Source organism: Pontibacter qinzhouensis (genome assembly GCF_008017455.1).
In the GTDB taxonomy this organism is placed as follows: Bacteria; Bacteroidota; Bacteroidia; order Cytophagales; family Hymenobacteraceae; genus Pontibacter; species Pontibacter qinzhouensis.
In genome coordinates, this window is sequence record NZ_VRTY01000130.1 from 1 (window position 1) to 14658 (window position 14658).

At 47.5% G+C, this 14658-nt stretch carries 9 protein-coding genes and 1 pseudogene; 4 read left to right on the forward strand and 6 right to left on the reverse strand.

Annotated elements, in window-relative coordinates:
• Positions 1-193 precede the first annotated feature (193 nt).
• From FVR03_RS21885 to FVR03_RS21910, 6 genes are all read right to left on the reverse strand, one after another.
• Positions 194-2851 carry a glycoside hydrolase family 2 protein gene (locus FVR03_RS21885; protein ID WP_147923914.1) on the reverse strand — a complete coding sequence of 886 codons (2658 nt, stop codon included), beginning with the start codon at positions 2849-2851 and terminating at the stop codon, positions 194-196.
• Positions 2852-2923: 72 nt separating this feature from the next.
• A complete protein-coding gene (locus tag FVR03_RS21890) occupies positions 2924-4216 on the reverse strand; it encodes a sugar MFS transporter (RefSeq protein WP_147923915.1) in 1293 nt (430 codons plus the stop codon).
• 144 nt (positions 4217-4360) lie between these two features.
• Positions 4361-6712 (reverse strand): beta-N-acetylhexosaminidase, encoded by a 2352-nt coding sequence (locus FVR03_RS21895; RefSeq protein WP_147923916.1) that lies wholly within the window; start codon positions 6710-6712, stop codon positions 4361-4363.
• Position 6713: 1 nt separating this feature from the next.
• A complete protein-coding gene (locus tag FVR03_RS21900) occupies positions 6714-7589 on the reverse strand; it encodes an ROK family protein (RefSeq protein WP_187270260.1) in 876 nt (291 codons plus the stop codon).
• Positions 7590-7714: 125 nt separating this feature from the next.
• Entirely contained in the window at positions 7715-9634 is a 1920-nt protein-coding gene (nagB, locus tag FVR03_RS21905) for a glucosamine-6-phosphate deaminase (protein WP_147923918.1), read from the reverse strand.
• A 273-nt stretch (positions 9635-9907) separates the two neighbouring features.
• Positions 9908-11155 (reverse strand): ROK family protein, encoded by a 1248-nt coding sequence (locus tag FVR03_RS21910; protein ID WP_147923919.1) that lies wholly within the window; start codon positions 11153-11155, stop codon positions 9908-9910.
• 691 nt (positions 11156-11846) lie between these two features.
• Here FVR03_RS21910 and FVR03_RS21915 point away from each other — a divergent pair.
• The 4 genes and pseudogenes from FVR03_RS21915 to FVR03_RS21930 all read left to right on the forward strand — a co-directional run.
• A complete protein-coding gene (locus FVR03_RS21915; RefSeq protein WP_255474354.1) occupies positions 11847-12323 on the forward strand; it encodes a MarR family winged helix-turn-helix transcriptional regulator in 477 nt (158 codons plus the stop codon).
• A gap of 36 nt (positions 12324-12359) precedes the next feature.
• Positions 12360-13025 carry a YceI family protein gene (locus tag FVR03_RS21920; RefSeq protein ID WP_147923920.1) on the forward strand — a complete coding sequence of 222 codons (666 nt, stop codon included), beginning with the start codon at positions 12360-12362 and terminating at the stop codon, positions 13023-13025.
• Positions 13026-13321: 296 nt separating this feature from the next.
• Positions 13322-13978 carry a YceI family protein gene (locus FVR03_RS21925; RefSeq protein ID WP_147923921.1) on the forward strand — a complete coding sequence of 219 codons (657 nt, stop codon included), beginning with the start codon at positions 13322-13324 and terminating at the stop codon, positions 13976-13978.
• Between the two features lie 308 nt (positions 13979-14286).
• A pseudogene (locus FVR03_RS21930) lies at positions 14287-14658 on the forward strand (DUF6503 family protein); the annotation flags it as partial.

A 14658-nucleotide genomic window follows, 5' to 3' on the forward strand; every position in this document is an offset into this window, starting at 1 on the left:
TGTTTGTTGTTCTTGAGCATCTTTAAACTTTTACTGCAACCTATCCGGAACGGAGTTCCTCCTGATTCATTTTAAGTTAGTAGTCCACCTTCGGAAGACTACTAACAGCAATGGAACTTCGAACAGCGACGATCATTCATCCAAAAACAACCATTTAACAATCAACAATTAACAACCAACAACCAACAATCAACTACTGCTTCGTACTGATCACCTGCTTGGCTACGTTCCAGCCTTCTATGGTAACGGCTGGTAGGGAGCCGTCGGCGGCAGGTGTGTATTCCATGGTGATCGTTTTCTTTTCGCCTGGAACTACTGAGATGTAATTGTCGCTGTAGAACACGGGCAATAGGCGCTGCTGCGTTTTGGCATCGACCAGAGCCAGCCTGTTGAAGAAGGCTACGGTATTGGTGGCTGGGTTGGTAAGCGTTACTTCTATTTTGCCTTTTGCGGTTTGCTGTGCCTCCAGCTGTATGGTAGCCTTGGGCATTTCTTTTAAGCCGCTGTATTCGCCTTTGGCATCTGGTAACCAGTAAAAGTTATCGCTGATCACCTGCTTGTTCAGGTCCAGCAGCTGCAACGACAGGAACATGCCTTTGTCCTGGGCCAGCTTTTTGATGGCAGCATTTACAGGAACGTACTTTTTGGCCATAGAAGGATTGATTTCAGAAATAACCTGCCCCATCGGTGTTTTCTTACCCGCCATGTCGTAGGCGTTTATCACCAGCATCATGTCCCGTTTCATCTCGAAGGTGTTGTTCACCATCATCACCATACTGTCTACGGGGTCGTACATTACATGAAGCGGCTCACCTCCATTGCGTAGGCCGTAGAGGCAGGCATTCGGGTCGAGATAGTAATCGTACATTTGCCCACGCATGGCAGTCCAGGGGTTTTGTGTTTTCCAGATGATGGTGCCAGTGTACCAATCCCACATGTGCGAGCTGAAGCCTTCCATCAGGGCTCTGTACTGGTCGTAGTTCACAAGCTGTGCTTTGGTGGCAAAGTCTTTTACATCTTTGGGCGCACCGTAGGGCAGTATGTGATGTTCGTAGCCAACACCGGTGTAGGTGTGGTACTCCCAAACTGAGTCTACTTTTTCAGAAGGCTTTTTGTCGGCACCCAGGAATTGCGGTGCCACCAGGTTCTCTTTCGGAATAAAGCGCACCAACGATTCATAGTCTCCAACACCTACAGAACCAACTTCGGAGTTAAAAGGATAGGTTTTAAAGGCCCAAAATTTACTAATAGGCTGAATGGTATAAGGTCCGTCGCCGTTGCCGCCTAAGCTGTTGTAAGACATGCTGTCGGAGTTGGAGTAGGGAATAAACCAGCGCGTTCCGTCGAGGCTTGGCAGAATAGAATCTTCTAAAGCGGTTAAGATATCTTTAGGAGGTGTTATCTCGTTGCCGCCACACCACATAGCCAGCGAGGCATAATTACGCACCATCTTCACCTGGTCGGCTGCAGATTTGATAAACAGTTGATGGTCGTCCGGGTACTGGCGGCGTGTCCACTGGTCTTCCAGCTTCAGCGGATCAATCCAGCGGCCATTCGCATCGCCCGACATCCAGAAGTCCTGTATCACGAGCAAACCATACTTATCGCAGGCCTGGTAAAATTCCGGACGCTCTACCAGGGCACCTCCCCAAATCCGGATCAGGTTCAGGTTCATGTCGCGGTGGTAGCGAATTTCGGCATCGTAACGGGCATCGGTGAAGCGAAGCATGGCATCCGAAATAATCCAGTTACCGCCTTTTATAAATACCTTCTGCCCGTTTACTTTTACCTGCTTGCTTTGGGTTCTATCGTTCCATTCTGTCTGAATTTCTCTAACACCCACCTGCACCGTTTCCTCATCCGATACTGTTTTTCCTTTCACCAGGAACTGCAGCTTCAACTGATACAGGTTCTGCGGTCCGTAGCCACTTGGCCACCAGAGTTTCGGGTTTTGTAAGGTGAGGTCTTTTAAGCTGATCTGCTGCGTAGAACGTGCCGGTAAGCTTACTTTCTGCGATACGGTTTGCCCATCCAGCGTGTATTGTAGTGTACCTATTACCGATTTTGAAGTAGGGTTTTCAAGTTCGGCAGATACTTTAATGGTAGCAGGTTGTTGTGCCCCATCGGGTTTGCGAACGCCGGGTACCACCGTAATAACGTGCGGGTTTTTCAGGTTGACCTGTTTTGTTTTTTCAATGGTAACTTTGTCCCAGATGCCGGTGTTGCGGTCGCGGATTGGCTGAATCCAATCCCAGCCGGCCACATACTGGTGCGATACATTTTTGGCTATGGTGCCATCGCCAGCCTGTCCGCCATTAGGCTTGCCAACAGGGTCTGGCGGGTAAACAATAACGGCCAGCCTGTTCGCTCCATTTTTGGCCAGGTGAGGCGTAACGTTGTAGGTTTGCCGCAGAAACATACCGTAATGCGTTTTGTCGTTTAACTTCTGCCCGTTCAGGAACACCTCGCAACTATAGTTTACGCCTCTTAAATGCAGCCATACCTGCTCATCTCCGGAGGGAGCCGTTTCCTGGAAATCTTTTACAAACCAATAAGTATAATAGTCTCTGCCAGTCTCGTAAATGTCCGGAATGCGCTTGTTGTTCATGCCATAAAACGGGTCCGGAATTTCCTTGTTTTCCAGCTGCGTGGTTAGAACAGTGCCCGGCACAACGGCAGGCTGCCAGTCAGCTAAATTATGCGTTGGCTGAGAAATAGTTTGCCCGGTAGCGTTAGCCTTTGCCATTGGCAGGCACTTCCAGCCAGTGTTGAGCTCATAAGAATTTTGAGCGGCCAGAGGAGAAACAGTAGCTAACAGAATTGCTAAAAGAACGGCTAGTTTAAACTTCATGAGGTAGAAGGATTGACGAAAGCTTTTTTACTTAATTGGGAGAATCAGAAGGCAGAGGCGTTGTGGCAGTGCTTATCTTTTTATTCTGTGGCCTACACTGCCGTAGAACCATAAAAACAGGTAGCATGGAATCACCAGCCAGTACGCCTGCTGCGGATCAAATTCGTCGGCCAGGTAGCCATAGATAAGTGGCAGAACAGCACCACCCGCAATGGCCATAATCAGGAAGGAAGAACCTATTTTCGTGAACCTGCCCAGGCCAGCAATAGCAAGCGGCCAAATGGCCGGAAACACCAGCGAGTTTGCCAGACCAAGCAGCGATATAAAAAGCACAGAGGTGTAGCCAGTGGTAAAAATTGCTCCCAGACCAAACAGCGCACCTGTCACAGCCGATACCTGCAAAGCTCTTTCCTGTGTGATGTACTTCGGAATGGTTACGATACCAACCAGGTAACCCACAATCATGGCTCCGAGGGTAAGCGAAGTGAAGAATTTGGCCGTAGACAAAGCAATACCCTGCGAGGCACCATAGCTGATAATAGTATCGCCGGCTATTACCTCCACGCCCACATACAGGAACATGGCCAAAGCACCTAACACTAATTGCGGGAACTGAAGCACGCTTGTTTTGCTGGTATTGGCTGCTGCTACCGTTTCGTCCTCATGGTCAGTGTCAATTTCTGGCAGCGAGGAAAGGTAGATCAGCACGGCCAATAGCACCAGCACCGCTGTCATAATAACATAAGGAGTAATAACGCGTGTTGCAAGCGCATCGAGTTCCGCGGCTTTCTGCGCCAGATCCATAGTGGCCAGACGGTCTACAAGGGCATCCGCATCTTTCAGGGCAATAGCACCTAAAATAATGGGAGCCAGTACGCCGGCTATTTTGTTGCAAATACCCATAATACTGATGCGGCGGGCGGCACTCTCGCGCGGCCCCAGAATAGTAATGTACGGGTTTGCAGCCGTTTGCAGCACAGCCAGGCCAGTACCTTGTATAAACAGGCCCAGCAGGAATAAGGTGTAGGTTCGGGTCATGGCAGCAGGTATAAATACCAGAGCTCCGATAGCCATGACTACCAAACCTGCCGACATACCCTTTTTAAAGCCTGTAACCTTTAGCACCCAGGCAGACGGAATGGCCATTACCAGGTAAGAAATGTAAAAGGCAAAAGCCACCATGTACGACTCAAAATTGTTTAGTTCGCACGCAATTTTGAGATAGGGAATTAAGACAGAGTTGAGCCACGTAACAAAGCCAAAGATGAAGAACAAAGAGCCGATGATGATGATCGACCGGGTTTGCTGGCTGGCGGTAGTCGTTTCTGGTGACTTGTCTTGTGCAGATGGAGCTCTTTTTAACATGATTAGATTTTCTTAAGTCAGCGATTAATTCAGATAGTGTGATAAAGTGATTTCTCCATCCATTCAAGCCAGAGAAACGACAGGATGTAATACATTATAGCTCCGTCAGAAGAAAACCCCCATTCTCTCCTGACGTGAACTACTTTATTTCACTATAATTTCATCAATAAACAGCCAGGTGTTTGGCGTTTTAGCATCTGGTGCCTGCGCATTTTTTGCAGTCACTTTCACAAACCGGGCTTTTGTTTTAGATGCTTCTGCCGTGTATTGTTTTATGAAGGAACCTTGCTGTTGAGCATCTGCATCTGTAGAAAAAGTTTTTAGCTTTTTGTACTTTTTGCCATCCTTTGAAACTTCATACTCGATGGTGGTAGGTAAGAAAATTTTATCGAAATCGTACTGCAGGTAAGAGCTGCTGATGCTCGTAATAGGCGTCTCTTTCTGCAGGTCAATCACTACTTCGAGGTCTGTACCCAGGAAACCCAACCATTGGCCATCGGTGTGGCTTTTGGAACCAGCCATTCCGTTGACCAGCGTTACCGGTCCTTCTCCCTGGTAGGCTTGGTAAGGCTGGTTCTTTAACTTTACCGGTTTGGCAAAAGCCTTGTGCACCTCAAAGGTGGAGGAACTTACTTTACCTGCCATCTTGCCATCGGTAAACGAGGCTGCTTTCACCACAGCAGAGGTTTTTAGCGGGAAAGGCGCTGTGTAAGCCATCGATTGTGATGTCGGCTCAGAGCCATCTAAGGTATAGTAGATCGGAGGGTTGTTGGCATCTGTCTGGAAGCTAACAATGGCAGCTCGTTGCGTGGTATCTGTTGTTATCTTTTGTACTACGTTGAAGGCGCTTTTGGCGTAGGTAGCCCCCATGGCATCGTAACGCTTGTACTGCTGCTGCATTCTTGCCGTAAAATCGTCCCAGTTCTTCTGCTTAGCCGGTGTCCACAGCACCTCTGCAAGCGCCGACATACGCGGCAGCACCATGTACTCTACTTCGTCGGTTGTGTGTATGTACTCTGACCAGAGATTGGCTTGCGCACCGAGTATGTATTTCTTTTCGCTTTCAGAGAGTTCGTCAGGAGTAGGTTCAAAGGAATACACTTTTCGGAGGGGCACGTAACCGCCGATAGAAAGTGGTTCCAGGCTGGCTTCGCCCTGGTAATAATTAAAATAAACATGCGAGCCGGGCGTCATCACCACATAGTGGTTTTGCTTGGCTGCCGCTATACCGCCTTCCGTGCCTTGCCACGACATCACGTAAGCATTTGGTGCAAGACCACCTTCCAGAATTTCGTCCCAGCCTATAATCGTTCTGCCTTTGGCATTCAGGAATTTCTCCATGCGTTGCACAAAGTAACTTTGCAGCTCGTGCTCGTCCTTTAACTTCTCAGTAGCGATGCGTTTCTGGCATTTAGGGCATTCTTTCCATCGCACCTTCGGCGACTCATCACCACCAATATGAATGATCTTGCTTGGGAACAACGCAATTACTTCCGTCATCACATCCTCTAAAAACTGGAATGTCTGTTCGTTGCCGGCACAAAAAACATCGTCGAACACGCCCCACAGCCCCTCTACTTTAAAAGGGCCGCCGGTGCAGGAGAGTTCGGGGTAAGCCGTAAGCGCAGCCACGGCGTGCCCTGGCATCTCTATTTCCGGAACCACTGTTACGTAACGCTCCTGGGCATACTTTACTACTTCTTTTATCTGCTCCTGGGTGTAGTAGCCGCCGTAGCGTTTGTTATCGAACTGGTGTGGCTGATCGCTGTAGTGGCCGATAAGGGTGCCTTCGCGGTAGCCGCCTACTTCTGTTAGTTTCGGGTATTTTTTTATCTCGATGCGCCAGCCCTGGTCATCGGTGAGGTGCCAGTGAAAGGTGTTCATTTTGTGCATCGCCAGGTAGTCGATGTACTTTTTAACGAACTCCACCGGGAAGAAATGCCGCGATACATCCAGGTGCATGCCGCGCCAGGAGTAACGTGGTTTGTCTGCAATTTCTACGGCTGGTATGCTCACCATAGTGGCCGCTCCCTTGGTTGGCAAAAGCTGGCGTATGGTTTGTGTACCTAAAAATATGCCTTGTGGCGTATTGGCTGCTAATACTATCTGTGCAGGCTGTACTTTCAGGTTATAGCCTTCCTGTCCTAATGTATCTATTGGCTGTGTAAGCGTCAGGTAAATGTAGTTGTCCGTTTTTGAAGTAGGCTGCCCCTGCACTACCTCCGGCGCTATAGCCGACACCTTTTTTAACTCCTGCGCCAGCGATAAGCCTATTGCCTTTAGTTGATCGTTTTTAGGGTCAACATAAATTTTGGTCGTACTTCTAACCACAAAATTCCCGATTTGCTGTGTAAGCTTTACAGGTTTCGGAATAACAGATATTGTTTGCTGCCTGGCCGTGTTTTGTTGCGCGTAAGCAGCTGGTATAGCACCGCTAAAAAGGTGGGCTACACTTATTATGGTGGCAAGTGACGCAAATACTTTTTTAATTGACATGCTATACATTTTGAAGTTCGGATCTGTTTTTTTGTCTCATGTGGCAAAGGGCGGCTGCTCCAAGTATAGCCACATTTTTCATGGCAGAAGGCTCTACCACCAGCCGGTCTGTTATGGCTTTAAAAGGAAACTGCTGTATGCTGGCCTGCATGGCCTCTTTGTAGTAGAGGTAGCCGCTGCTTGCCGAGCCTCCTAATAGAATGGCTTCCGGCGATAAGGCATATAATATAATTTTAATGGCGTTGCCCAGGTGTGTTCCAAATTGCGCAAAAGCCTCTAGTGCCGCTGAGTCTCCGTTTCTGGCAAGTACCTGCATTTTATGGCCTGGTATACCAAAGTTCTTAGAGAAAAACTTGCCGCTGCAATAGTCTTCTATGGTTTGGTCGAGGTAGGGCACGCCCCCGAACTCGCCGGCGCTGGAGAGGGTGCCGGTATACAAGTTGTCGTTGAGGATGATGCCTGCTCCAAACCCGGTTCCAAGCGTAATACCTACCACATTGCGAAACTTCTTCGCTTTGCCGTATATCTTTTCGCCGAGTACAAACGAATTGGCATCGTTGGTCACATACACAGGCTTTTCAAGCGCGCTTTCGAGGTACTGCTTCAGGTGCACCTCTTTCCAGGAGGGTATGTTCTGAACGTTCAGCACGATGCCATTTGGCTCATCAACGAGGCCCGGTACACCAATGCCGATTCCGGCTACATCCTCGTCCATCAGTTTGCCTATATGCGTAGCGAGTTCAGCCAATATCTGCTCTTTTGGGGCATGTGCAGATGTTTCGAGGCGAATTTCATCGAGTATGCGTTCATTCTGAACAACACCAATATGAATTTTGGTGCCTCCTATGTCTATACCTATTAGTTTTTGTTTTCCCATAACATTGTGCCTCTGCTCCATCAGGTTAATTTTAACAGAGGAATTAGTGATAATAATGTAAGAAAGGGTGTAGCAAGGCGTACTGCCTACACCCTTTTTACTGCCGCGTCTTTATCTGGAATGTGTTAAAATTTCCAGCGTACAAATGCCTCCATGGCTTCGTAGTTTGCCAAACCCAATTTGTCGTACATGGCGGCAGTTTCTCTGTTTCGGTCTTCGGCGCGTACCCAGAACTCTCGTGCATCTTCGCCCGGGAAAACCGGCGTGTCTTTCTGCGACTGGTGCTTAAATATGGCGTTGCGCTTTCTTTCTACTTCCTGGGGCGAGAGCGGCACAGCCATTTCTATTTCGTGTGTTTCGAACTCATGCCAGGCACCGCGGTACATCCAGAGCCAGCAGTCGTTTGTCCATTTCTCGGTTTGGCGCAGGCGGTTCATGGCCTCCACAATAATATTGAAACAAACAATGTGCGTTCCGTGCGGATCGGCAAAGTCGCCGGCAGCAAATATCTGGTGCGGCTTCACTTGCTGTAGTAGTTCCATAGTCAGCTCCACATCCACATCGGTCACTGTGTTTTTCTGTGTCTTGCCTGTTTCGTAGAAGGGTAGGGCCATAAAGTGGATGTGATCATCGGCCAGGCCAGCATAACGGGCACCGGCTATGGCTTCTGTTTTGCGTATAAAGGCTTTCACGTTTCTTATCTCCTGCGTGTCTATTTGGTTCGGCTGCTTTGTTTCTATAAAGCTGCGCATGTCGGCATAAATCTTTTGCAGGTGGCTGCTGTCTTTGCCAATGCTGTCGTTAAAGTCGATGGCAAATTCCATGTAGCGCAGCACGTCGTCGTCCCACACTGCTGTGTTACCCGAGGTCTGGTACGCTACGTGCACATCGTGCCCCTGGTCGGCCAACCTGATAAAGGTGCCACCCATCGAGATGACATCATCGTCGGGGTGAGGAGAGAAAATAATAACGCGCTTCTTCTCAGGCTGCGCACGCTCCGGCCGCTGCTGGTTATCGGAGCCGGGTTTTCCGCCTGGCCAGCCGGTAATAGTGCGCTGCAGCTTGTTAAACACATCGATGTTGATGTTGTAAGCAGGTCCTTTTTCGGTGGCGAGCTGGGCCATGCCGTGGTTATTGTAGTCGTCGTCGGTGAGCTTCAGAATTGGTCTCTTTACTGTGTTCGATAACCAGATAACGGCTTTCTTGATCAGTTGCTCATCCCACTCACAGTCTTTTACAAGCCATGGTGTGTTAAAACGGGTTAGCTCAGAAGCAGCATCCTTATCGAGCACAAACTCTACGTTATCGGAGAGCTGCAGGTAAGTGGCAGGTACTTCGCTGGATATTTCACCTTCTACCGCTTTTTTTATAATGGGAGCCTTCTTGCCATTCCAGGCCATCAGGATTATTTCTCGGGCTTTAAAAATGGTGCCGATGCCCATGGTTATGGCTTTGGTGGGTACATTCTCTTTGCCGCCAAAGTCGCGGGAGGCGTCGCGACGGGTCAGGTCGTTTAAGGTTACCAGCCTGGTGCCGGAGTTTGGTGCAGAGCCAGGCTCGTTAAACCCGATGTGCCCGGTACGGCCGATACCCAAAATCTGCAGATCCAGTCCGCCGAGTTGTTCAATTTTCCGCTCATACACCATGCAGTAAGCGTGCAGCTCTTCCAGCGGCAGCGTTCCATCCGGGATATGGATGTTGTTCCGTGCTATATCGATGTGGTTGAACAGGTTCTCGTGCATAAAGGTCACGTAGCTTTGCTGCGCCGTAGCCAGCATGGGGTAATACTCATCGAGGTTGAAGGTCACCACATTTTTAAAGCTCAATGCCTCCTCGCGGTGCAGGCGCACCAGTTCGGCATATACCCTAAGCGGCGTTACGCCAGTAGCCAGCCCCAGAACTGCCAGCTCGCCTTTGGTTTGTTTCTGGCGAATAAGTGAAGCGATGCGTTGTGCCACCGCTTTAGAGGCGATCTGCTGATTTTCGTATACTGTTACCGGTACTTTCTCAAAACGAGTCTCCTCTAATAAATTTAATCGTGCCATTTTAAATAGTATATTATTCAATAATAAACATTTCTGTTTCAGGTATAGTAACTGTGGCCTGTAAGCGCCAAGTGCCGGAAAACCTTTGTTAGTTAAGAGTTAAAAGTTATGAGTTAAGCGTAGAAGGATTATCTCAACAATCATTCATTCAAGATGAACCAAAAAACCATTTAACAATCAACAACTAGCAATCAACAACCAAATAAATTATTCAAATGAAAAAGGCCTTCCGACAGGTTTTTCAGGTTTTTGATCCAAGGGTTGCAGCAGGGGTTAAGACTCCAGGTGCCCTTCAAAAACATTTTCCATGACTGTAGCCACAGAGCCCATTATCACGGCATCTTTGCCTAGTTCCGATACAGCAATCGTTACCTTCTCGCGCAGCTGCGACATGCAGTAGGCGTTAATAGAGTGTTGAATGGGCGTAGTTATGAACTGTTTGGCTTCTGCAATTTTACCTCCCAGAATAATTAGCTCCGGGTTAAACAACTGAATAAGAATGGCGATTCCTTTGCCCAGGTTAATACCGACATCCGAGAGAATGTTTATGGCAAACTGGTCGCCGTTATTGGCCGCATCTATTACATGTTGCGGCTCCAGTTGCTCCATCTCCTCTTCCGAGAGCTTGTTCAGCAGCGAGTCCTGGCCGGCCTTTATGCCTTCGCGAGTCTTTTTGACCAGGGCAATTCCGGAGGCAACCGTTTCGAGGCAACCTCGCTTGCCGCAATGGCAAAGGGAGCCTTCGTCTATCAGGGGTATGTGGCCAAACTCGCCTGCAAACCCGGAGGTGCCGCTGCGTAGTTTCCCGTCCATTATAATGCCCAAGCCAATTCCCCAGTCCATAGAAAGTACCAGTACATCTCTCCGGCCATGTGCCAGCCCAAAGTGATACTCTGCCAGCGTGGCGCTCTTTACATCGTTCTGTATGTAAACCGGTTTCTCAAATTTCCTTTCCAGTACCTGCTGCAGCGACTCCTCTGTATCGGGTGTGAGCAGGTAGGTATTGTTGTTGCCTTCTTTTGAGGCGACTAAACCAGGCATGCTGAAGCCAATGCCCACCAGTTTGTTACGGTCTATGCCAGAGGTGAGCAGCAGTTCGTTTGCGTAGTCGTAAAGCGCGTTGAGGGCACTCAGATCTTTGCTTATTTCTAAGGGATAAGTTTTTACTCCTGTTATAGTGTTGTTGTTATTATCGAATAGGGCAATGCGCGTTTTAAACCGGTCCATATGGATGCTCATCACGAAGAGGGAGTTATCGCGTAGGCCATACAGTTCAGGTTTTCGTCCGCCAACAGATTTGCCTCTTCCTTGCTTCTCCAGCAGACCTTCTGAAATAAGCTCACTTAATAGTGCCATACTGGTAGGCGAGCTTATTTTAAAGCGCGAACAGATGTCTGCATTGGTTTTGGCACCCTTAACATATAAATATTTAATGATCTTGAGCTTCTGCAGATACTTCTTGCGCTCAATGTTGTTGAGCGTTTCGAGGTAGCTATCTTCCAGGGCTATCAATGAATTCATTTTTATGCAGGCATTATTTGTTCCTGAAATAAATAAAAAAAAACGAAAATGAAAAGTACTTTTATAAAAATTTTATAAAACCAATAAATGAAAGTTAAAATAATATTCTAATCAGGATTGGGAGTTTATCAGTAGGATTGCATTAAAGGGCTCAGCACAAGGTTGTTAGCGATAATGGCAGGAGAAAGCAAAGAAAGCCAGTTAGTTTGTGTGTAGTCTGGCACGTGGTTACCTGAATAACCGAGCCGGCAAGGCAGCCGCTACAAACTGCGCATTAAAGTTCTACCTTAGCGAAATGGTACTACTGCCTGCAGCAGCTTACAGAGCTAGCTGCGTGCTTTACTTTTATAGCACATGCTAAAAGGCTTGTTGCATCAGGTACGTTTTGTTACATGACCAGAGGTGAATTATTTGAATGAAAATAGCCTCCGAAAGAAATTTATCCCTAAAATGGTCAAGGGTAAATGCAGTATAACAGGCCTGTGCCGAATTAATAATCAGCGTGCTTGCTTCTGTCACTATTAGGCCTCTTGCCGAAATGGGATAATGAATGGAGCATATACGCTTCCTAACCATTGCACTGGAGAAGCAATAAAAGGTAAAGGCTTGAGTACAGCTACTAAAAAAATATTGCCCCTCCTGAAACTTTGTGTGTTATTTGTTTGTACATTAAATGTATATACATATATTTGTGACATCTTTCGAAACAAGACCAAGGGTGAGGATAGAAGACGAGATAAAACAGCAACAGTTTAAGAACGAGTATCAGAAGGCTTATATTAACCTGATGTTAACTTCTTCGCGGCTGCAGGTACAGCAGGCGGCATTGTTTAAGCCTTTTGGGCTCACGCTGCCGCAGTTCAACATTCTGCGTATTCTGCGGGGGCAATACCCTAAACCTGCCACCATTAGTCTGCTGATTGAGCGCATGATGGACAAAACTTCTAATGCCTCCCGAATTGTAGACAGGCTGGAGGCAAAGGAACTGGTAACCCGCAAGCAGTGCCCCAACGACCGCAGAACCGTGGATGTGCTGATAACGGAGAAGGCGCTGGCCCTGTTAAAGAAGATGGACGGCTGTGAAGGCGGAAGAGAAACAGGGATCGCTAATTTAACAGATTCGGAAGCCCGCGAGCTAAACCGCATTTTAGATAAAATCAGAACATAAATTATTCATTTAATCAACACCTAATTAGTAAAGAACATGAAAAAGACCGCAATTTTTGCCTCATTTGCTGCTATACTGGCACTATCTGCCTGTAACGAAACTGCCAACACCACAGCAGACACCGAAACTGTTACAAGCGAAGCAACAGCTGCCACCGGCGAAGGGGAGGCTTACAAAGTAGTTGCCGACCAGAGCGAAGCCAAGTGGCATGGAACTAAAGTAGCAGGTGAGCACTACGGCACAATAGATATAAAAGAAGGTGAACTGCTGGTGGCCGATGATCAGGTAACCGGCGGAACATTCGTAATTGATATGGCCTCTATCCAAAACACCGATATTACCGATGCCGAAAACAATGGCAAACTGGTAGGCCACCTGAAGTCTGACGATTTCTTTGGCGTAGAGAAATATCCAAATGCTACTTTCACCATTAAAAGCCTGACGCCAATTGCCAATGCAGCCACCGGCCAGCCAAACTACAACGTTACCGGCGACCTTACCGTGAAGGAAAACACCAACCCTGTTACGTTCCCTGCAGTTATCTCTGTTGAAAACGGTGTAGCAAAAGCCAAAGCCGATGTGAAAATAGACCGTGCCAAATACGATGTGCGTTACGGCTCCAACAGCTTTTTCGATAACCTGGGCGACAAAGCTATTTCCGATGAATTTACGGTATCGCTTGACCTGACAGCGAGCAAATAATAAGTACCTGTTTTCGATTTTTTTGCCCTGGCTCTCTTTAGAGCCAGGGTTTTTTTATAGGTAGGAGGTAAGCAGCAGCAGCAAAAGCTAAGAACTCCTTCCCAGCGGCAGCCAAAGTTGAAAATGCCAGGCTCTTTGGTTTGTAGTAACGCTGCAGATAGTGTGCCCTTAAGTTGTTCCGGTACTGATGTTAAAAATAATTCTTGATAAAATGTTTGTACATTAAATGTATATACATATATTTGTGCAGTTTATAACAAACACCTTCTGAAAAGAATAGTAGAAAATAATTTAAAATGAAAAAGACAGCCATTTTAGCGTCGGTAGTAGCAGCGTTTATGTTCTCTGCTTTTACCAATACCACCACTCCCTCTGCCACAATACCAGCTACAGAAGTGGCAGCACCTGCAAAGGCCGTTGCCTATAAAGTAGAAGCCGCTAAAAGCGAAGTGAAATGGCACGCCAAAAAAGTAACCGGCGAGCACATGGGCAACATAAAACTGAAAGAAGGTCAGATACTGGTAGACGGTAACAAACCGACCGGAGGCACTTTTGTAATAGACATGAACTCTATTACCTGCACCGATATTGCTGACAAAGAGTACAACGGCAAACTGATCGGTCACCTGAAAAACGACGATTTCTTCAGCGTTGACAAATTCCCGACATCAACCTTTAAAATTACAAGCCTTGCTCCTGTAAAAAATGCAGCTGCAGGCAAACCGAACTACACCGTAAAAGGCGATCTTACCATTAAAGGCATCACCAACCCGGTTGAGTTTCCGGCTGTAATTACTGTTAAAAATGGTGCAGCTGCTGCTAAGGCCGACGTAGTAGTGAACCGTGCCAAATACGACATCCGTTACGGTTCCACCAGCTTCTTCGATAGCCTCGGCGACAAAGCCATAGACGATAACTTTACTTTATCGCTTAACATTGCCGCAAAACAATAACCAATATACCTCAGCTATTGCTACAGCACCGGTTCCTGCTTCAGGAGCTGGTGCTTTTTTCTTTTATACCCTTGGCGGAAAAATGACTCAGAACCTTTGGAAGGCATTTTTAATTAGAAAAATTGGGCTGGTTGCTGTTTAATAATTGTTGATGTGGAGGGGCACCAGAGGAAACACTGTTTGCTCGTATTTAGCGTTTAAACTTTTACCTACTAAAAATGTTTAAGTAACCGTGGGTGCATGTATGGGGTAAGTACCAGTGCAAGTGCTCCTGAATTTTGTTCTTGAAAATAAACTACTGTACAGATATGTTGCCGTTACGCCAGATCATTAACCAAAAAATAGTTTTGCTGCTGTTACCGCTGCTGTGCCTGCTTGCCTGCAACCCCAGCAAGCCTGATATAGAGCAACTGGTACAGAACGCGCTGCAGGCGCATGGCTATGCTGGCTACCAGCAGGGCCTTGTCTCCTTCAGATCGGGTGGTAGCATGTACAGGGTGTTGCGCCACCACGATGCCTTTGTGTACAGCCGCACGTTTCAGGATGCATCGGGGCAGCGGGTACACGATGTGGTGCAGAACAGTGGCTTTACGCGCACCATAAACGACCAGCAAGAGCAGCTGAGCCCGGAAATGACAGTAGAAATGTCTTCCTCTGTAGCAAGAGAAGTGTTTCTGGCC

What these genes read in the sequence shown, in the direction of transcription:
- FVR03_RS21890 (WP_147923915.1), bottom strand. Translation starts at nt 4,216, where the DNA reads ATGTTAAAAAGAGCTCCATCTGCACAAGACAAGTCACCAGAAACGACT.
- FVR03_RS21885 (WP_147923914.1), bottom strand. Translation starts at nt 2,851, where the DNA reads ATGAAGTTTAAACTAGCCGTTCTTTTAGCAATTCTGTTAGCTACTGTT.
- FVR03_RS21910 (WP_147923919.1), bottom strand. Translation starts at nt 11,155, where the DNA reads ATGAATTCATTGATAGCCCTGGAAGATAGCTACCTCGAAACGCTCAAC.
- FVR03_RS21895 (WP_147923916.1), bottom strand. Translation starts at nt 6,712, where the DNA reads ATGTCAATTAAAAAAGTATTTGCGTCACTTGCCACCATAATAAGTGTA.
- FVR03_RS21925 (WP_147923921.1), top strand. Translation starts at nt 13,322, where the DNA reads ATGAAAAAGACAGCCATTTTAGCGTCGGTAGTAGCAGCGTTTATGTTC.
- FVR03_RS21900 (WP_187270260.1), bottom strand. Translation starts at nt 7,589, where the DNA reads ATGGGAAAACAAAAACTAATAGGTATAGACATAGGAGGCACCAAAATT.
- FVR03_RS21920 (WP_147923920.1), top strand. Translation starts at nt 12,360, where the DNA reads ATGAAAAAGACCGCAATTTTTGCCTCATTTGCTGCTATACTGGCACTA.
- nagB (WP_147923918.1), bottom strand. Translation starts at nt 9,634, where the DNA reads ATGGCACGATTAAATTTATTAGAGGAGACTCGTTTTGAGAAAGTACCG.